General features: G+C 51.7%; 17 protein-coding genes. 9 read left to right on the forward strand and 8 right to left on the reverse strand.

The genetic code is table 11. The features are described from left to right. Window positions 1–82: 82 nt before the first annotated feature. A complete protein-coding gene (locus tag P0H77_RS06030) occupies window positions 83–1,447 on the forward strand; it encodes a glycoside-pentoside-hexuronide (GPH):cation symporter (RefSeq protein ID WP_276164011.1) in 1,365 nt (454 codons plus the stop codon). A gap of 46 nt (window positions 1,448–1,493) precedes the next feature. Here P0H77_RS06030 and P0H77_RS06035 read toward each other — a convergent pair whose 3' ends face one another. Continuing rightward, window positions 1,494–2,492 (reverse strand): LacI family DNA-binding transcriptional regulator, encoded by a 999-nt coding sequence (locus P0H77_RS06035; RefSeq protein ID WP_276164012.1) that lies wholly within the window; start codon window positions 2,490–2,492, stop codon window positions 1,494–1,496. 221 nt (window positions 2,493–2,713) lie between these two features. Here P0H77_RS06035 and fucI point away from each other — a divergent pair, with 221 nt between their 5' ends. Both fucI and fucU read left to right on the forward strand, forming a co-directional pair. Next, window positions 2,714–4,495, forward strand: coding sequence for an L-fucose isomerase (gene fucI, locus P0H77_RS06040; protein WP_276164013.1), 1,782 nt, complete (start codon window positions 2,714–2,716; stop codon window positions 4,493–4,495). A 15-nt stretch (window positions 4,496–4,510) separates the two neighbouring features. Further along, window positions 4,511–4,933 (forward strand): L-fucose mutarotase, encoded by a 423-nt coding sequence (gene fucU / locus P0H77_RS06045; protein WP_276164014.1) that lies wholly within the window; start codon window positions 4,511–4,513, stop codon window positions 4,931–4,933. Between the two features lie 38 nt (window positions 4,934–4,971). Here the strand turns inward: fucU and cyoE are convergent, their stop codons facing one another. From cyoE to P0H77_RS06080, 7 genes are all read right to left on the reverse strand, one after another. Next, window positions 4,972–5,859: a heme o synthase gene (gene cyoE / locus P0H77_RS06050; RefSeq protein ID WP_276164015.1), complete on the reverse strand. Its 888-nt coding sequence runs from the start codon at window positions 5,857–5,859 to the stop codon at window positions 4,972–4,974. Window positions 5,860–5,870: 11 nt separating this feature from the next. Then, complete coding sequence (locus tag P0H77_RS06055; RefSeq protein ID WP_103674910.1) at window positions 5,871–6,200, reverse strand: cytochrome o ubiquinol oxidase subunit IV; 330 nt, start codon at window positions 6,198–6,200, stop codon at window positions 5,871–5,873. Beyond that, on the reverse strand, window positions 6,200–6,814 hold the full coding sequence (locus P0H77_RS06060; protein ID WP_276164016.1) for a cytochrome o ubiquinol oxidase subunit III: 615 nt from the start codon (window positions 6,812–6,814) through the stop codon (window positions 6,200–6,202). The genes P0H77_RS06055 and P0H77_RS06060 overlap by 1 nt, the downstream gene beginning before the upstream one ends. Beyond that, window positions 6,814–8,796 (reverse strand): cytochrome o ubiquinol oxidase subunit I, encoded by a 1,983-nt coding sequence (gene cyoB / locus P0H77_RS06065; protein WP_276164017.1) that lies wholly within the window; start codon window positions 8,794–8,796, stop codon window positions 6,814–6,816. Before cyoB ends, P0H77_RS06060 begins: the two co-directional genes overlap by 1 nt. 20 nt (window positions 8,797–8,816) lie before the next feature. Then, window positions 8,817–9,764, reverse strand: coding sequence for a cytochrome o ubiquinol oxidase subunit II (gene cyoA / locus P0H77_RS06070; protein WP_276164018.1), 948 nt, complete (start codon window positions 9,762–9,764; stop codon window positions 8,817–8,819). Window positions 9,765–10,233: 469 nt separating this feature from the next. Then, complete coding sequence (ampG, locus tag P0H77_RS06075; RefSeq protein ID WP_276164019.1) at window positions 10,234–11,715, reverse strand: muropeptide MFS transporter AmpG; 1,482 nt, start codon at window positions 11,713–11,715, stop codon at window positions 10,234–10,236. 45 nt (window positions 11,716–11,760) lie between these two features. Then, window positions 11,761–12,339, reverse strand: coding sequence for a lipoprotein (locus P0H77_RS06080; protein ID WP_276164020.1), 579 nt, complete (start codon window positions 12,337–12,339; stop codon window positions 11,761–11,763). Window positions 12,340–12,643: 304 nt separating this feature from the next. Between P0H77_RS06080 and bolA the strand changes: the two genes are divergently transcribed. From bolA to hupB, 6 genes are all read left to right on the forward strand, one after another. After that, a complete protein-coding gene (gene bolA / locus P0H77_RS06085) occupies window positions 12,644–12,961 on the forward strand; it encodes a transcriptional regulator BolA (protein WP_276164021.1) in 318 nt (105 codons plus the stop codon). Window positions 12,962–13,304: 343 nt separating this feature from the next. Next, the gene (gene tig / locus P0H77_RS06090; protein ID WP_276164022.1) at window positions 13,305–14,603 is read left to right on the forward strand and encodes a trigger factor; all 1,299 of its coding nucleotides are present in this window, start codon (window positions 13,305–13,307) and stop codon (window positions 14,601–14,603) included. Window positions 14,604–14,935: 332 nt separating this feature from the next. Beyond that, window positions 14,936–15,559, forward strand: coding sequence for an ATP-dependent Clp endopeptidase proteolytic subunit ClpP (gene clpP, locus P0H77_RS06095; protein ID WP_276164023.1), 624 nt, complete (start codon window positions 14,936–14,938; stop codon window positions 15,557–15,559). Window positions 15,560–15,688: 129 nt separating this feature from the next. After that, the gene (gene clpX / locus P0H77_RS06100) at window positions 15,689–16,963 is read left to right on the forward strand and encodes an ATP-dependent protease ATP-binding subunit ClpX (protein ID WP_276164024.1); all 1,275 of its coding nucleotides are present in this window, start codon (window positions 15,689–15,691) and stop codon (window positions 16,961–16,963) included. A gap of 181 nt (window positions 16,964–17,144) precedes the next feature. Further along, on the forward strand, window positions 17,145–19,499 hold the full coding sequence (gene lon / locus P0H77_RS06105; protein WP_276164025.1) for an endopeptidase La: 2,355 nt from the start codon (window positions 17,145–17,147) through the stop codon (window positions 19,497–19,499). Between the two features lie 210 nt (window positions 19,500–19,709). Further along, complete coding sequence (hupB, locus tag P0H77_RS06110) at window positions 19,710–19,982, forward strand: nucleoid-associated protein HU-beta (protein ID WP_002444653.1); 273 nt, start codon at window positions 19,710–19,712, stop codon at window positions 19,980–19,982. The last annotated feature ends 70 nt before the right edge of the window (window positions 19,983–20,052 follow it).

The following is a 20,052-nucleotide window of genomic DNA, read 5'->3' on the forward strand; positions in this document are numbered from 1 at the left end:
TATACGCATTACGCTTTATATTGTATTTGCTGAGAAATGCGTATGCCTGATATTACTTTGTCCGAATTACGGGAATAATATTATGAGCTCACGTTTATCGGTTCTCGAAAAGAGCGCCTATGGCGCTGGAGATATGGCGCTGACCATATCAATTATTTCGGCTTCAATCTTAATTTATGCTTTTCTTGTTCAGGTGGTAGGACTAACGCCTGTTGATGCAGGCTGGATTTTAATGATCGTCAGAACCATAGATGCGGTATCCGACCCATTAATGGGAATATTAACCAGTAAATTCCGTACCCGGCTTGGACGTTACCGGCATTGGTTAATTATCGGCGCATTACCCTTCGGCGTGTCACTCTGGCTATTGTTCACGACCTTCGGCCAAACCTACGGCGAGAAAATGGCGTGGTCAACCGGTGTTTATATTTTTAATAGCCTTTCATTTACCGTATTGGCAATTCCCTATATTTCATTAATCGGTGTAATAACTTCCGATCCGCAGGAACGCCTGAATGCCAATGCGTTTCGCTTTCCGATGGCAAAAGTGGCCACGCTGATTGTCTCGACATTCGTTCCCTGGTGGGTGACTCAGGGGAGCGATCCTCGCAGTAACTACGCGATGGCATTTGCCGTCGTCGGCGCAGTCAGCGTGGCGATTATGCTGTTTTGCGCCTTTAACGTAAAAGAGCGCGTGATTAAGACACAAGCTGCCGAACCTCTGGCGCGTCAAATTAAAGGGCTGGTTAAGAACGATCAGTGGCAGGTCATCAGTCTTGCAATGATCGTATTGTTCGTTGGTTTTCTGGTCAATGGCAGCGTCGCTATTCTGTATGGTAAAGAGTTTGCTGGTGCCAGCGATGGGTTTGGCATCGCACTCTTTATGAGTATGGGATCGATTGGCGGCATTCTGGGGCCGTTGGTTTCCACCTGGCTTACCCGCTTTTACTGTAAAGTAAAAGTCTTTCGCTATTCCATGTATGCGTCAGCGCTGATGTCCGTTCTGGCATGGTGGATGGTTGGTAAAGGCGATATTTATGGCGCGACCATTTTTTATTTGCTGTGTTCGATCGTATCGCAGATCAATACGCCCATTCTCTGGTCTTCTATTACCGAAGCATCTGATTACGGCTTATGTAAAACCGGGATCGATGCGTCCGGGCTGGCAATTGGTATGATTTCGTTTTGTCAGAAACTGGGGATGGGGATTGCCGGGCCCATTACCGGTTACCTTCTGGCGTGGGTTGGCTATACCTCGCTGGGCGCGCAGAGCGTAGAAGCGGTGGCCGGATTATCCTGGATTATGCTTCTGGTGCCCGCGTGTTTCTATCTGCTAACCGGAATCATTATGCGTTATTATTTTATTAACAATGCTTATTATTCTCAGATGATGAATTCGTGCGTATTGCAAGGAATTAACGGATCGTTAAAAGCTGAAGCGGAATAGGCAACGACTAAAGCCTGCGTGGTACCAGTGTGCCACGCAGTGGGTGTTAATCGTTTTTTTTGCGGCTGATTAGCTTCATCTGTACTTTTATGACTTCATTGACCGGATTATCGTCAAGCGCATTTTGCATAAGTTCAAAGGCCTTTTCTGCCCAGGTATCTTCATCCTGTTGCATTGACCAGACGTTGTTTCCAAGGAAACCCAGCATAGGATGCTCATCAAAAGTGCCAATATTAATATCTGCCGGAATGAGGCCAAAACGTTCCCGTAAAGCGTCTGTTGCCCCTTCAAGTACCGGCAGGGATGAGGCGATAAACGCATCAGGTTTTCCATGCGTATCAAGAAGCTGATTCATCATCTGGTACCCCCCTTCGTGGGAATTACCTGAGCCGGTCATGACCCAGCTTTCCGCTGGTAAGCCGCGTTCCAGCAGTGCTTTTTGATAACCGGCTATGCGTTCACGAATACTGGGTAACTGTGGATCGCCCACCAGAAACCAGAGCGGCAGTTTACCCGCATCAAGTACGCTGTTGGCCAGCGTTTCGCCTCCTGCAAAATTATGGCTCTCAACCAGCGGCGTCGTGGCGAAAGTAAAGTCTCTGTCCAGAAGGACCAGCGGTTTTTTAACCAGCCGTAAATGGTGCTGTTGATTTTCCAGCGTGGCGGGCACGACAAACAGCCCGTCGATGTTGCGTGCGATGAGGGATTTGACCAGTTTATTTTCATAATCAACGTCATCGTAGGTGCAGGTGATCATTAACTGATAACCCGATCGGCGGCAGCGTAGCTCCAGCTTTTCAGCGAGGGTCGCGAAAAATACGTTTGAAATATTGGGAATAATTAACCCTAACGTATCCGTTTTGTTCAGTTTCAGGCTGCGTGCAGAGTGATTGAGAACATAGCCATAACGCTCGACGTGCGTGTGTATTCTGTTTTGTGTTCTGGCGCTAATGCGGTATTGCTCCGCCTTACCGTTGAGCACCAGCCGCACGGTGGTGACGGATAAGTTCAAATCGTTCGCAATCTGTTCAACTGTTTTGGCCATCTCTGCCTGTCTCTATCTTATTCATTACTGTGAATATTTAACCCTTATCCGGTCAGTATACCCCTTATCTGTTGATATCGCGTTCCCTCCCTTTCAGTTATTGAGATGTGATGTCGTTCACAAGTTACAGGGAAATTGATTGTTTTTAACGTAGTGGAATTCATATGCTAACTCGAGTTAGCAAGGATTTTTATTTATCTATCTGAAAGTAAGGAGCGATTATGGCGGGTAAAATGATATTGCCACGTGTCGGCATCCGTCCGGTGATTGATGGACGGCGGATGGGAATACGCGAATCTCTTGAAGGTCAGACGATGGCAATGGCCCAGGCCGCGGTCAGTCTGATCACGCAAAAATTACGTCATGCCTGCGGAACGGCGATTGAGTGTGTGATTGCCGATACGTGCATTGCCGGGCTGGCAGAGGCCGCTGCCTGCGAAGAAAAGTTTGCGGCGCACAATGTTGGTTTAACGCTGACGGTAACGCCCTGCTGGTGCTATGGCAGCGAGACGATTGATATGGAGCCGCAGCGTCCGAAAGCGATTTGGGGCTTTAATGGCACCGAGCGGCCGGGGGCGGTATATCTGGCGGCGGCGCTTGCTGCGCATAATCAAAAAGGGCTACCGGCGTTTGCTATCTATAGCCAGGACGTTCAGGATGCGGGGGATACCGCTATTCCGGCAGACGTTGAAGAGAAGATCCTGCGCTTTGTCCGCGCCGGATTAACCGTCGCCGCGCTGAAGGGCAAAAGCTATCTTTCGTTAGGCGGCGTGTCTATGGGGATTGCCGGTTCCATTGTCGATCATGCTTTTTTTGAATCCTGGCTGGGTATGAAAGTCCAGGCTGTCGATATGACGGAATTGCGCCGCCGCATCGACCATCATATTTATGATGAAGAAGAGGCCGAACTGGCGCTGAACTGGGCGCAACGACGTTTTCATTTTGGTGAAGATAAAAATACGTCAGCCCTGCGTCTTAGCGCAGAACAAAACCAGCATGTACTGCGTGAAAGTCTGCTCATTGCGATATGCATCCGCGACATGATGCAGGGTAATGCCAGACTTGCCGGCCTCGGCAGAGAAGAGGAGGCGCTGGGATATAACGCTATCGCCGCCGGGTTTCAGGGACAGCGTCACTGGAGCGATCAGTATCCCAACGCGGATATGGCGGAAGCGCTACTGAACAGCTCTTTCGACTGGAACGGCGTACGGCAGCCCGCGATTGTGGCGACGGAAAACGACAGTCTTAACGGCGTCGCGATGCTGTTTGGGCATTTGCTAACGGGAACCGCACAAATCTTTGCGGACGTCAGAACCTACTGGTCCCCGGCGGCCGTTGAACGCGTAACCGGGCATCAGCTTAGCGGTCGGGCTTCCCATGGCATCATTCATTTGATTAATTCCGGGTCGGCGGCGCTGGATGGCACCGGTCAGCAAACGGATTCGTCCGGCCATCCGACGTTAAAACCGCACTGGCAGGTGACGCCGCAGGAAGCCGATGCCTGTCTTGATGCGACGACCTGGTATCCCGCTATGCGCGAGTATTTTCGCGGCGGCGGCTACTCGTCCAGTTTTCTGAGTCGCGGCGGCATTCCCTTTACCATGACGCGAATTAATTTAATCGCGGGCCTTGGTCCCGTTTTGCAAATTGCCGAAGGCTGGAGCGTGGAACTGCCGCAGGGAGTTCATCACATCCTTAATCAGCGTACCGATCCGAGCTGGCCAACCACCTGGTTTGCGCCGAGGCTAACAGGGCAGGGGGCTTTCCGGGATGTATATACGATGATGGCGAACTGGGGCGCTAATCATGGGGTATTAACCGCCGGTCACGTCGGTGCGGATTTCATCACTCTGGCATCAATGCTGCGTATTCCGGTCTGCATGCATAATCTGCAAAATAAAGATATCTGGCGTCCTTCCGCCTGGGCAGCACATGGCATGGATGTTGAAGGTCAGGATTATCGGGCCTGTCAGAATTACGGGCCGCTGTACAAGCGTTACTAACCAGGGAGTTCCGGCATGCTTAAAAATATTTCGCCATTCCTCTCGCCGGCGTTACTGAAAACGCTGGCGGAAATGGGTCACGGCGATGAAATTCTGCTGGCCGACGCGCATTTCCCGGCGCACTCGCTGAGCGACAGGGTAATCCGTGCCGATGGCCTGTCGGTAAGCCAGCTTCTGACGGCGATTATGCCGCTGATAGAACTGGACGACCGCGTTGAACCGTTAATCATGATGGCGTTTGACGAAGAGATCGCGGGGAAGGATGTCGTAGAGCAGCGCTATAGTAAGGTGCTTGAATCTTTTCGCAATGAAGTGCGCTTTATCCGGGTGGGTCGTGAAGATTTTTATCAGAGGGCGCGCCAGGCTTACGCCATCGTGCTTACCGGCGAAACGGCGGCATACGGCAATCTGATCCTCAGAAAAGGCGTCACGTTATAAAGAAAAAAGGCATAGCCTGGGCTATGCCTTTTATAGGCTTACCAGACGTAAGCCAGCAAACTATGTGAATCCGGCACCATAAAGTCCACGGACATCATTACGCTCAGCGCGGTAATGGCGATGATGGAAAAGCCGAACAGCTTGCGTGCCCAGACTTTATCATCTTCCACTTTGTAACCGCGCAACGCCATCCCGAGCCACCAGACGCTTACCGCAGCGGCGACGATCAGATATTTATATCCGGCGTAGCCGCCCAGAGTCAGCATCAGCGTGGCGATAGCAAACGCTACGATGTACAGCGTAATGTGGTTTTTTGCCACTGAAATGCCTTTCACGACCGGCAGAACCGGAATGTTCGCCGCCTGATAATCCTTAAAGCGGAAAATCGCAATGGCGTAGGAGTGGGGCATCTGCCACAGACTGAAAATAGCCAGCAGGATGGCCGCTCCACTGTCGAACTGATTGGCGACCGCGCAGTAGCCAATCACCGGCGGCGCAGCGCCGGAGAGAGAGCCAATCAGCGTGCCGTAGACCGAGTGACGTTTCATATACAGGCTATAAACACCCACATACACCACGAAACCCATCACCCCCAGCCAGCAGGCCAGCGGATTGGCACCGAACCACAGCAGCATAAAGCCAGCAATACCCAACAAGGTGGCATACACCAGCGAGACTTTTGGCGAGATCAGCCCCTTGACCAGCACCCGATTTTTCGTCCGCTCCATCTTACGATCGATGTCACGGTCGATATAGTTGTTAAAAACACAACCAGAGGCGACCACCAGAGATACGCCAAGCAGCGTATAGATGAACAGCGGATAGTTAATGCTGCCTTTTGAGGCCAGCAGGAATCCGCCTATCACCGAGATCAGGTTGCCAAAAATGATGCCTGGTTTTGTTACTTGCAGGTATTGCTTAAACATACTCGCCGCTCTTAGTGAAGCATCATGTTGTAGTTAAGGTTCCACATAATCCAGATCGAACCCACTACCAGGATGGCGATGATAATCACGGTAAAGACAAAGGCCGTCAGGTTCCAGCGCTCCTCAGAAGAGGTATTCATGTGCAGGAAGCAGACCAGATGTACCAGAATCTGTACCACTGCGGTAACCAGAATGGTTCCGAGGATCGCACCGTGCGATATGGCACCGCTCATCACCAGCCAGAACGGAATAACCGTCAGGATGATCGACAGGATAAATCCTGTCATGTAGGTTTTCACGCTGCCGTGGGACGCGCCGTTGTGATCGGTTGAATGACTCATTACATCGCCCCCATCAAGTAAACTACAGAGAACACACAGATCCACACCACGTCGAGGAAGTGCCAGAACAGGCTCAGGCACATAATACGCGTGCGGTTTGTGCTGGTCAGGCCGCGACGGGATACCTGAATCATCAGGATCGCCATCCATACCAGACCAGAGGTCACGTGCAGACCGTGAGTCCCTACCAGCGCAAAGAACGCCGACAGGAAGCCGCTGCGGTCAGGACCAAAACCTTCAGCAATCAGGTGATGGAATTCATAGATTTCCATTCCCACGAACCCGGCACCAAACAGGAAGGTGAGGGCAAGCCAGGTGATCACCTGGCTTTTGTTGTTTTTGTGCATGGCGATAGCCGCCATGCCGTAGGTAATGGAGCTAAACAACAGCAGGAAAGTCTCTACCAGCACGAACGGCAGTTCAAAAATGTCCTTACCGGTCGGACCGCCCGCGGTGCCGTTAACCAGCACCGCATAGGTGGCGAACAGGCACGAGAACAGAATGCAGTCGCTCATCAGGTAGATCCAGAAACCGAACACTTTGTTCGATCCTGCATCGTGGTGCTCATGGTCATGCGCATGAGCCGTCGTTTGATTAAAGGTGCTCGTTGCCATTATTTCAGCCCTGCCTTAGTGATTTCGTCGAAATGCTGTTTTTCCAGTTTTTCGACTTCCGCTACCGGCACGTAATAATCCACGTCTTCGTCAAAGCTTTTCACAATCCAGCTGATGATCATGCCTGCAAAGCTTGCGATAGCCAGCCACCAGATATGCCAGATCATGGCGAAACCAAACAGCGTGGCGAAAGCAGCAATGATGATGCCCGCACCCGTGTTTTTCGGCATATGAATCTCTTCATAGCGCTGCGGTTTTTGATACGCTTCGCCTTTGTCTTTCATTTCCCAGAAGGCGTCACGTTCATGAACGTGCGGCACCACGGCAAAGTTATAGAACGGCGGCGGAGAAGAGGTTGACCACTCCAGCGTACGGCCTCCCCACGGATCGCCCGTCAGGTCGCGGTTTAAATCGCGATCGCGGATAGAAACGTAGAACTGCGTCAGCTGGCAGAGGATACCGCAGGCGATCAGCGCCGCGCCGCCTGCTGCAATCATCAGCATCGAGTGGAACTGCGGATCGATCTGCTGGCTCAGACGACGGGTCATCCCCATGAAGCCCAGCACGTACAGCGGCATAAAGGCCACGAAGAAGCCGATGATCCAGAACCAGAATGCGCGCTTACCCCAGGTTTCATTCAGGGTGAAGCCAAAGGCTTTCGGCCACCAGTAGGTCAGACCCGCGAAGCAACCAAATACCACACCACCGATAATCACGTTATGGAAGTGGGCGATCAGGAACAGGCTGTTATGCAGAACAAAGTCCGCGCCCGGCACCGCCAGCAGAACGCCGGTCATACCGCCTACCGAGAAGGTAACGATAAAGCCGATGGTCCACATCATCGCCGTATTGAACTGGATACGGCCCTGATACATGGTGAACAACCAGTTGAAGATCTTCACCCCGGTCGGGATGGCGATGATCATGGTGGTAATACCAAAGAAGGCGTTTACGTTCGCACCCGCACCCATGGTGAAGAAGTGGTGCAGCCAGACGATAAACGACAGGATGGTAATACAGACGGTTGCCCACACCAGCGAGGTGTAGCCGAACAGACGTTTACGCGAGAAGGTTGCGGCGATTTCGGAGAACACCCCGAAGACCGGCAGAACCAGGATGTACACTTCCGGATGGCCCCAGGCCCAGATCAGGTTGATGTACATCATCATGTTGCCGCCCATATCGTTGGTAAAGAAATGGGTACCGATATAACGGTCAAGGGTCAGCAACGCGACGGTAACGGTCAGGATCGGGAAGGAGACGATAATCAGGATGTTCGCACACAGCGACGCCCAGGTGAATACCGGCATTTTGAACATCGTCATGCCCGGCGCACGCATACGCAGGATGGTAACGAAGAAGTTAATCCCGGTCAGCGTCGTCCCGATACCCGAGAGCTGCAGGCTCCAGATCCAGTAATCGACCCCCACGCTTGGACTGTACTCTATTCCCGAGAGCGGCGGATAGGCCAGCCAGCCGGTCTGTGCGAATTCGCCCAGGCCCAGTGACAGGTTTACCAGAATCACCCCGACCACCGTGAACCAGAAGCTCAGGTTGTTCAGGAACGGGAACGCAACGTCGCGCGCGCCGATCTGCAGCGGAACCACCAGGTTCATCAGACCGATAACGAACGGCATCGCCACGAAGAAGATCATGATCACGCCGTGGGCGGTGAAGACCTGATCGTAGTGATGGGGCGGCAGAAATCCTGCTTCGCCCGCCGAGGCCAGCGCCTGCTGGCTACGCATCATGATGGCATCGGCAAAGCCACGCAGCAGCATCACAATCGCTACGATGACATACATGATACCAAGTCGTTTGTGGTCCACAGACGTGAGCCACTCTTTCCATAACCAGGACCATTTACCGAAGTAAGTGATCGCTGCTAATACCGCCAGACCACCGATGATAATACCGGCGATCGTCACCATGATAATGGGTTCATGGTACGGCACTGCATCCAGTGTAAGTTTTCCGAACATCGTTTTCTTCCTCGGCCCCTTTAGTGAGAGGATTCCGCGTGGCTCATGTCCATGCCTTCCATACCGTCGTGCGAAGCGTGCTCGCCTTCCGGTTGGGTCATGTCCATGCTCTTCCCGTGGCCCATAAATTTGTTAACAACATCTTTAAACAAATCCGGTTTCACGCTGGAGAAGTACTCCACTTTGTTGTATTCGCTGGGCGCAGCGAGCTTATCGAACGTTGCCATATCGCTCATGGCGTTCGGAGACTGTTTTGCCTTCGCCACCCACTGATCGAATGCCGCGCGGTCCGGTGTCGCGATAGCTTTAAACTTCATGCCAGAGAAACCTGGACCGCTATAGCTGGCGGAGATACCGTCATACGTGCCCGCTTCATTAGCGATCAGGTGCAGGTTGGTCTGCATGCCCGCCATCGCATAAATCTGGCTGCCCAGACGCGGGATAAAGAACGAGTTCATCACGGAGTTAGAGGTCACTTTGAATGCGACCGGGGTGTTCGCCGGGAAGGCGATTTCATTCACGGTAGCAATGCCCTGCTCCGGATAGATGAAGAACCATTTCCAGTCCATCGAAACCACTTCGATGGTGATGGGTTTCTCGTCGTGAACCAGCGGCTTGCTGGGTTCAAGCGAGTGCGTGGTTTTCCATGTCAGTACGGCAAGGAACAGGATGATCAGAATCGGCACCGTCCAGACCACAGCTTCCACTTTATTGGAGTGTGACCAGTTAGGGCTATACTTCGCATCTTTATTGCTCGCTCGGTACTTCCAGGCAAAACCTACAGCCATCAAGATGGCGGGAATAACGACAATCATCATCAGGCCAAAAGCCGTCAGTATCAGTGAGCGTTGCTCCAGTCCAATCTGTCCTTTGGGGTCAAGGAGTGCAGAATCACAGCCACTGAGTAAAAAAGCGCCTGCGAATAATGACAACCATCCCAAACTTTTATTGTATTTCCTGAGTCTCATGTAACGACCTCAATTCCACGGGATCTGGTGGCGTTTAAAGAGTATGGTCATTTTAAGGGAAGGTTACATTACTGTAAACATGAATGGAGCAGTGTCAGTTAAGTGTTACTGTCTTCTGCCGTCTATGTCACACATGTTGCGCAATATGTCTACTTTTCAACCAGCGCAGGCGTGGCGCGGGTGTTATAACGAAACCGGGCGCAAAAGAAGGGCGGAAAGGGCAATTGGTATAACCATTGCTTAAAATATACAAATAATTAACAAATGCATATCAAATAAAAGACATTTACCGGGAGGGAAATAAAACCGCTAGCAGCTGAATCGGTTTAGGGGAAAATATTTTTTTGGAAAATTGCTAATAATTTCCAGAATTCAATAACGCACAAAACAACAAATATTTTAAAAAATAAAAAATGCGAGGCTGCCGTTATAATTACCTGCGGTGATTACAACGGCAAATAACGTTTTCTTATCGCTCTGCGACCGATATCTGACGTAAGGCGAGATAATCCAGCATCCCGCCGCATACGACACCGGCTATTGCGATTGCTGCTCCGGCCTCCAGAAGCAGTGGCGCAAAGCTTATGCTGATGGCGCCGGTGGCGTTAATGATGACGGTAACCAGCCACAGACCCAGCAACAGGCAGCCCAGCATCAGCAGCCGTAGTGCCAGACGGTAGGCGCGGGGGAAGCGGATGCGCGGCAGGAAGCCCGCATGTTGCCGGGTATATTCCAGCGTCTGACGGCACACCAGCAGCAGCAATAATCCCGGCACGGCGGCGACCACGCTGAACAGGTAGAACACAGACCAGCCGTGCGCTTCGACAAACCAGCCGGCAATCGGACCAACATACACGCGTCCCACGGCTGAAAGCGCCGACAGCAGGGCAAACTGGGTGGCCGAGAAGGAGCGGTTACACAGCGTCATCAGTAATGCGACAAACGCCGCTGTCCCCATACCGCCGCACAGATTCTCAAAGAATACCGCCGCACCCATGCTGATCATATTTTTATCCGTCACCGACAACAGCCAGTACCCGGCGTTCGACGCCCCTTGCAGTACGCCAAAAATCAGCAGGGCGCGAAACAGCGACAGGCGTTGCATCAAAATCCCGCCGTATAGCGCGCCGATGATGGTGGCCAGCAGTCCCAGCGTCTTATTCACCACCCCGACGTCACCGGCATCAAAGCCCACGCCGCGGATCAAAAAGGTGGTGGTTAAACTCATGGCAAAGGCATCGCCGAGTTTATAAAGCACAATCAGCAGCAGAATAAGCCAGGCATTATTGCGACCGAAAAAATCACGCAGGGGAGCGGCAACGGCCTGCTCCAGCGTTTTGGGGACCGGGATGGTGTCTGCGGGTTCCGGCGCCAGCAGCGTGGCGATAATGCACGGAATGAGCAGCGCCGCCATTAACCAGTACATTCCCTGCCAGCCAAGCCAGCGGTCCGCCAGCCATAACGCCAGTCCCCCGGAAACCAGCATCCCAAGGCGGTAGCCAAGAACGCTGATTGCCGCCCCGGTACCGCGTTCTTCCGCGGGCAGCACGTCCGTTTTCCACGCGTCAAAAACGATATCCTGCGATGCCGAACAGAAGGCGATCACCACCGCCAGCGCTGCCATCCAGCGTAGCTGGCTGCCGGGTTCGAGAAACCCCATCCCGGCAATCGACAATAGCAACAGAAGCTGGGTTGCCAGCAGCCAGCCGCGTCGCCGACCAAATAGCGGCGGCGTATAGCGGTCCATCAGCGGCGACCACAGAAATTTAAAGACGTACGCCTGACCGACCAGCGAAAAGAAGCCGATGGTTTTAAGATCGATATTTTCGACGGTCATCCACGCCTGGAGCGTGCCGGAGGTAAGCGCGAGCGGTAAGCCTGAGGCAAAACCCAGGATCAGCAGAATGGCAGATTTAGGCTGCCGAAAGCGTTGCAAATAGTGGCTGGACATAAATGATAAGCACTGACCCGGCCTGCGCCGGGTCAGTAAACAGAATTAATGCGCGTTCTGTTTGATGAAATCGTGAATGGTGGTGTCCTGCGCCATATCGGCAATGGTATCAGTCAGGACATTATTAACCGCATCAGCGATGTTTTTGTTCGATGCCTGGAACGCACCTTCAATAGAGTAGCTGGCGCGGTAATTTTTGGTCATTTTGCTGCCGTTAGCAGCGGTAGCGATGATGGCGATATCCGCTTTGGTGGCAATGTTGTAACGCACGTTACCCTGCGATACATCGGCGTACAGCTGATTAACGATAATTTGCAGATCCACCGCACCGTTTGGCCCAATCATATAACCACGCGAGGTCATTTGTTTCTCCAGCACTTCCTGCAACAGGAAACGCAGATCGCGGGATGCGGTCAATGTGACTTGCTGGTTGTCGCGGGTGACTTTCGACAGTGCCTGATCCGGACGCTGATCTGCGCCGTTAATGCTCACTGTGACGCCCATCAGGCTCGGATCCTGCTGCGGCAGAGTAATTTTAGGTGAAACATCAATGGTCGTGGGCGGTGTGGCACAACCCGCCAGCATGAACATAGCCATCAATGGAAAGAGTAATTTTTTAAACATTTTCGGGTTCTCAGCGCAATGTGTACTTATAAGAAGAAAATTCCCGCCATCATAACATCGCTAACAATTAGGGGAAGTGCCTGGTGCAGGTAAATTCACCATGCTGTCCGTTTTCTGACCTGCTGACATCTTAAAGAAGGATATCTGTGGCAAATCAGAGGCATCAGCCCATGAACTTTACTCGTCTGGCAGATAAAATCAGCTGAAAGCTAAATTTTTGTTGTCTAAATGTAATGGAAACGGTAAAAGCGGCTACGATTTAAAGGGATGGGCGACATCTCAACGTTGTCGGAGGAGTAAATTCATGATGATACGCGAACAAATCGAAGATAAATTAAGGGCAGCGTTTGCCCCCGTGTTCCTCGAAGTGGTTGATGAAAGCTACCGCCACAACGTACCGGCTGGCTCAGAAAGTCATTTTAAAGTGGTTCTGGTCAGCGACTGTTTTACCGGCGAACGTTTTCTTAGCCGCCATCGAATGATTTACAGTACTTTGAGCAGCGAACTGTCTTCCACTGTGCACGCCCTGGCGTTGCATACGTACACCCATAAAGAGTGGGAAGGGCTACAGGACACCATCTTTGCTTCTCCACCCTGTCGTGGGGCGGGCAGCATTGCTTAAGCAATCCTGGTTGCATCAATAAGAACTTTTCCAGTATGTTGCTACAGATTATGTGAAAACGGCCTGCGGGCCGTTTTGTTTTGTCTGAATTTTGCGCAAAATGTACAGCGTTCAGACAAAATTAGCCGTGAATTGTGAAAAGTGCAGCCGCACGCGCAATAACCGTTCTCGACTCATAAAAGTGATGCCGCTATAATGCTGCGTCTTATTTTTCGGAATGTCTTCGGGATGATTCTGACGCAGGGAATGGGTTTCTGATTAGAGAGAACATCCCGGTCCTGTGAAACACAGACATGTTTCCAGGTAGAGTTGACCGAGCACTGTGATTTTTTGAGGTAACAAGATGCAAGTTTCAGTTGAAACCACTCAGGGCCTTGGCCGCCGCCTGACTATTACAATCGCTGCTGACAGCATCGAGACCGCTGTAAAAAGCGAGCTGGTCAACGTTGCGAAGAAAGTACGTATTGACGGCTTCCGTAAGGGCAAAGTACCGATGAATGTCGTTGCTCAGCGTTACGGTGCTTCTGTTCGCCAGGACGTTCTGGGCGACCTGATGAGCCGCAACTTTGTTGATGCGATCATCCAGGAAAAAATTAATCCAGCCGGTGCGCCGAACTATGTTCCGGGCGAATACAAACTGGGCGAAGACTTCACCTACTCCGTAGAATTCGAAGTTTACCCGGAAGTTGAGCTGAAAGGTCTGGAAACCATCGACGTTGAAAAACCGATTGTTGAAGTGACTGACGCTGACGTTGATACCATGCTCGACACCCTGCGTAAGCAGCAGGCGACCTGGTCTGATAAAGACGGCGCAGTTGAAGAAGACGATCGCGTTACCATCGACTTCAGCGGTTCGGTAGACGGCGAAGAGTTCGAAGGCGGCAAAGCCTCTGACTTCGTACTGGCGCTGGGCCAGGGTCGTATGATCCCAGGCTTTGAAGACGGTATCAAAGGCCACAAAGCGGGTGAAGAGTTCACCATCGACGTGACCTTCCCGGAAGAATACCACGCAGAAAACCTGAAAGGTAAAGCGGCTAAATTCGTTATCAACCTGAAAAAAGTTGAACAGCGTGAGCTGCCGGAACTGACCGAAGAGTTCATCAAACGTTTCGGCGTTGAAGACGGTTCCATCGACGGTCTGCGTGCTGAAGTGCGTAAAAACATGGAACGCGAGCTGAAAGGCGCGGTGCGTAACCGTGTTAAAACGCAGGCTATCGAAGGTCTGGTAAAAGCCAACGAAATCGATGTTCCTGCTGCCCTGATCGACAGCGAAATCGACGTGCTGCGCCGTCAGGCTGCACAGCGTTTTGGCGGTAACGAAAAACAGGCGCTGGAACTGCCGCGTGAGCTGTTCGAAGAGCAGGCTAAACGTCGCGTGGTTGTTGGCTTACTGCTGGGCGAAGTCATTCGTACCAACGAACTGAAAGCTGACGAAGATCGCGTTAAAGGTCTGATCGAAGAGATGGCATCTGCCTACGAAGATCCGTCAGAAGTGATCGAGTTCTACAGCAAAAACAAAGAGCTGATGGACAACATGCGTAATGTTGCTCTGGAAGAGCAGGCTGTGGAAACCGTTCTGGCAAAAGCCAACGTGACTGAAAAAGCCACTAACTTCAGCGAACTGATGAACCAACAGGCGTAATTTATAGCGCCTTTTGTTCGATGTTTGTTCAAAAACCCGTCACCTTCCGGTGGCGGGTTTTTTTTGCTGCCGTTAATGCTCTGAAAGAGTGCCAAAACGCTATTTCAGTGTTAGCGTAACAGCAAAAGATTGTTATGCTTGAAATAGAGTGATGTCGTACCCATAACGGGGAGACAGCCGTAAAGTTTCTGACTGATATACCGAAATAGCGTTAAAGCGTTTAGTAAAAGGCGGCCAACGAAGGGCAGCCTGAGGGATGAAGAAGTGTATAATCCGTCTACGTGGTAACCATCAGTACAGCGCTTTTTTCAATTATTATCCAGGAGACGGAAATGTCATACAGTGGCGAACGAGATAATTTTGCACCGCACATGGCCCTGGTGCCCATGGTCATTGAGCAGACCTCACGTGGTGAGCGTTCTTTTGATATTTACTCCCGTCTGCTCAAGGAACGCGTCATTTTCATGACCGGCCAGGTCGAAGATCATATGGCCAACCTGATTGTGGCGCAGATGCTCTTTCTGGAAGCGGAAAACCCGGAAAAAGATATTTATCTGTACATTAACTCGCCAGGCGGGGTCATCACTGCCGGGATGTCAATCTATGACACCATGCAGTTTATCAAGCCGGACGTCAGCACCATCTGTATGGGACAGGCGGCTTCCATGGGTGCTTTCCTGCTGACCGCAGGGGCGAAAGGCAAGCGTTTCTGTCTGCCGAACTCACGCGTGATGATCCACCAACCGCTGGGCGGCTATCAGGGCCAGGCGACAGATATCGAAATTCATGCCCGCGAGATCCTGAAAGTAAAAGGTCGCATGAATGAACTTATGGCACACCACACGGGTCAATCTCTTGAGCAGATCGAACGCGACACCGAGCGCGATCGTTTCCTGTCTGCTGCTGAGTCCGTAGAATATGGTCTGGTAGACTCTATCCTGACCCAACGTAATTGATGCCCAGGCAGTAAGTGTGCCGCTATACTATAGGTACGGCGGCACAACGCTTGCGAAGCGGCTTGCGCTTAAGAATGGCATTTGCGTCGTGATGTGCGGCACAAAGAACTTAAAAAGAGGTTTTTACTCATGACAGATAAACGCAAAGATGGATCGGGCAAACTGTTGTACTGCTCTTTTTGCGGCAAAAGCCAGCATGAAGTGCGTAAACTGATTGCCGGACCGTCCGTGTATATCTGCGACGAATGTGTCGACTTATGTAACGACATCATCCGCGAAGAGATCAAAGAAGTGGCACCGCACCGCGAACGTAGCGCCCTGCCGTCGCCGCATGAAATCCGTCATCACCTTGACGATTATGTTATCGGTCAGGAGCAGGCCAAGAAAGTCCTGGCGGTTGCGGTTTATAACCACTACAAACGCCTGCGCAATGGTGATACCAGCAACGGCGTTGAGCTGGGCAAAAGTAACATTTTGCTGATTGGCCCGACCGGTTCCGGTAAAACCCTGCTGGCAGAGACGCTGGCGCGTCTGCTGGATGTTCCATTCACCATGGCCGATGCGACAACCCTGACCGAAGCCGGTTATGTGGGTGAAGACGTCGAAAATATTATTCAGAAACTGCTGCAGAAATGCGACTACGACGTTCAGAAAGCGCAGCGCGGCATCGTCTATATCGATGAAATTGACAAAATCTCCCGTAAGTCTGACAACCCATCAATTACCCGCGACGTGTCCGGGGAAGGGGTACAGCAGGCGCTGCTGAAACTGATCGAAGGTACGGTAGCTGCCGTTCCACCGCAGGGCGGACGTAAACATCCGCAGCAGGAATTTTTACAGGTTGACACCTCTAAGATCCTGTTTATCTGCGGCGGTGCCTTTGCCGGTCTGGATAAAGTCATTGCGCATCGCGTAGAAACTGGCTCCGGTATTGGTTTTGGTGCCACGGTGAAAGCGCAGTCTGATAAAGCGAGCGAAGGTGAACTGCTGGCCCAGGTTGAACCGGAAGATTTGATCAAATTTGGTTTGATTCCGGAATTTATCGGCCGTCTGCCGGTGGTTGCTACACTGAGCGAGCTGAGCGAAGAAGCGCTGATTCAGATCCTGAAAGAGCCGAAAAACGCGCTGACCAAGCAGTATCAGGCGCTGTTTAATCTGGAAGGCGTCGAGCTTGAGTTCCGTGATGAAGCACTGGATGCGATCGCCAAAAAAGCGATGGCGCGTAAAACCGGTGCCCGTGGTCTGCGCTCTATCGTTGAAGCCGCGCTGCTGGATACCATGTACGACCTTCCGTCTCAGGAAGAAGTCGAAAAAGTGGTTATCGACGAGTCGGTCATCACCGAGCAAACCAAACCGCTGCTGATTTACGGTACCTCTGAAGCACAGCAGGCATCTGGCGAATAATTAGCCAATCCATACAATCAGTTAATCAAAAAGGGGGGATTTTATCTCCCCTTTTATTTTTCCTTTAAACATAGCGTTGAATGTAGGGGAATCATCCCCATATACTGAATCACATGTTAAAGATGCATGCAGTACAGTGCTATCTGTTTACCTGGCGGACACTAAACTAAGAGAGAGCTCTATGAATCCTGAGCGTTCTGAACGCATTGAAATCCCCGTATTGCCGTTGCGCGATGTGGTGGTTTATCCGCACATGGTCATACCCTTATTCGTAGGGCGGGAAAAATCTATCCGTTGCCTTGAAGCCGCTATGGATCATGACAAAAAAATCATGCTGGTAGCGCAGAAAGAAGCATCAACGGATGAGCCGGGTGTTAACGATCTTTTCACCGTCGGGACCGTGGCCTCTATTTTGCAAATGCTGAAACTCCCTGATGGCACTGTAAAAGTGCTGGTTGAGGGGTTGCAGCGAGCGCGTATTACCGCATTGTCTGATGACGGCGAGCATTTCTCTGCTAAGGCAGAGTATCTGGAATCGCCAGCAATGGACGAGCGCGAGCAGGAAGTGCTGGTACGCACCGCGATCGGTCAGTTTGAAGGCTATATCAAACTGAATAAAAAAATTCCCCCGGAAGTGCTGACCTCGTTGAACAGTATTGACGATCCGGCGCGCCTGGCGGACACCATCGCCGCGCATATGCCATTAAAACTGGCAGACAAACAATCCGTACTTGAGATGGCCGACATTAACGAGCGTCTTGAGTATCTGATGGCGATGATGGAGTCCGAAATCGACCTGTTGCAGGTTGAGAAACGTATTCGTAACCGCGTCAAAAAGCAGATGGAAAAATCACAGCGTGAGTATTATCTGAATGAGCAAATGAAAGCCATTCAGAAAGAACTCGGCGAGATGGATGATGCGCCAGATGAAAATGAAGCGCTGAAACGTAAAATTGACGCGGCGAAAATGCCGAAAGAGGCGAAAGAAAAAACCGAAGCTGAACTGCAAAAGCTGAAGATGATGTCGCCGATGTCAGCGGAAGCGACCGTGGTTCGCGGCTATATCGACTGGATGGTGCAGGTGCCGTGGAACGCGCGTAGCAAGGTCAAAAAAGACCTGCGTCAGGCGCAGGAAATCCTCGATACCGACCATTACGGGCTGGAGCGCGTTAAAGACCGTATCCTTGAGTACCTCGCGGTGCAAAGCCGGATGAACAAGCTTAAAGGGCCGATCCTGTGCCTGGTGGGGCCGCCGGGGGTAGGTAAAACCTCGCTGGGGCAGTCCATTGCCAGAGCTACCGGGCGTAAATACATCCGTATGGCGCTGGGCGGCGTGCGTGACGAAGCGGAAATTCGCGGTCACCGTCGTACCTATATCGGTTCGATGCCAGGCAAGCTGATTCAGAAAATGGCGAAAGTCGGCGTTAAAAACCCGCTGTTCCTGCTTGATGAGATCGACAAAATGTCGTCCGACATGCGCGGCGATCCGGCTTCCGCGCTGCTCGAAGTATTAGATCCTGAGCAGAACGTGGCGTTTAGCGATCACTATCTGGAAGTGGACTACGATCTCAGCGACGTGATGTTCGTGGCGACCTCCAACTCCATGAATATTCCGGCTCCGCTGCTGGATCGTATGGAAGTGATCCGTCTGTCCGGTTACACCGAAGATGAAAAGCTGAACATTGCTAAACAGCACCTGCTGCCGAAGCAGATTGAGCGTAACGCACTGAAAAGCAGCGAAATCACCGTTGATGACAGCGCGATTATCGGCATTATTCGCTACTACACCCGCGAAGCGGGCGTACGTAACCTTGAGCGTGAAATCTCCAAACTGTGCCGTAAAGCGGTGAAACAACTGCTGCTCGACAAAACGCTTAAGCACATCGAAATCAACGGCGATAACCTGAAAGATTTCCTTGGCGTACAGCGCTTTGACTATGGCCGCGCGGACAACGAAAACCGCGTGGGTCAGGTAACGGGTCTGGCGTGGACGGAAGTGGGCGGCGATCTGCTGACCATTGAGACAGCCTGCGTGCCGGGTAAAGGCAAGCTGACCTACACCGGTTCTCTGGGTGAAGTCATGCAGGAATCTATCCAGGCAGCGTTGACCGTGGTTCGCGCGCGTGCGGAGAAGCTGGGCATTACCGGCGACTTCCACGAAAAACGTGATATTCACGTTCACGTCCCGGAAGGGGCAACGCCGAAGGATGGTCCGAGCGCCGGTATCGCCATGTGTACCGCGCTGGTGTCCTGCTTAACCGGCAACCCGGTACGCGCCGATGTCGCGATGACCGGTGAAATTACCCTGCGTGGTCTGGTACTGCCAATCGGCGGGCTGAAAGAAAAACTGCTGGCAGCGCATCGCGGCGGGATCAAAACGGTCCTTATTCCTTACGAGAATAAACGCGATCTGGAAGAGATCCCGGACAACGTCATTGCCGATCTGAAGATTCATCCTGTGAAGCGAATTGAGGAAGTTCTGAGTCTCGCATTGCAAAATGAACCGTCAGGAATGCAGGTCGTAAGCGCAAAATAGTGACCTTGCGCAAAGAGCGCTAATAAAAATAGGGCTGGTGAGTGAATTCGGACTTGCCAGCCTTTTTTTGTATAGCTAATTTAGATTGCTGGTCTGGCACGTCATAGGTAACGAGTGTTGTAAGGGCATGTCAGTCCTGTTATAACTGCTGCGCGGTCGTACGATGAAGGATTCATGTACGATATAAATTATAAAGAGAGGAAGAGAACAGTGAATAAATCTCAACTGATAGACAAAATTGCTGCAGGGGCTGATATCTCTAAAGCTGCGGCTGGACGTGCGTTAGATGCTTTAATTGCTTCTGTCACTGAATCTCTGCAAGCCGGAGATGACGTTGCACTGGTAGGTTTTGGTACTTTTGCTGTGAAAGAGCGTGCTGCCCGTACTGGTCGCAACCCGCAAACAGGTAAAGAGATCACCATCGCTGCCGCTAAAGTCCCGGGTTTTCGCGCGGGTAAAGCGCTGAAAGACGCAGTTAACTGATCGTCTCCCGTAAGGGATGTGACACAGTATGAGGGCGCATCATTTGATGTGCCTTTTTTATTTGTGATGA

The sequence above is a fragment of the Superficieibacter sp. HKU1 genome (assembly GCF_029319185.1).
GTDB lineage: Bacteria > Pseudomonadota > Gammaproteobacteria > Enterobacterales > Enterobacteriaceae > Superficieibacter.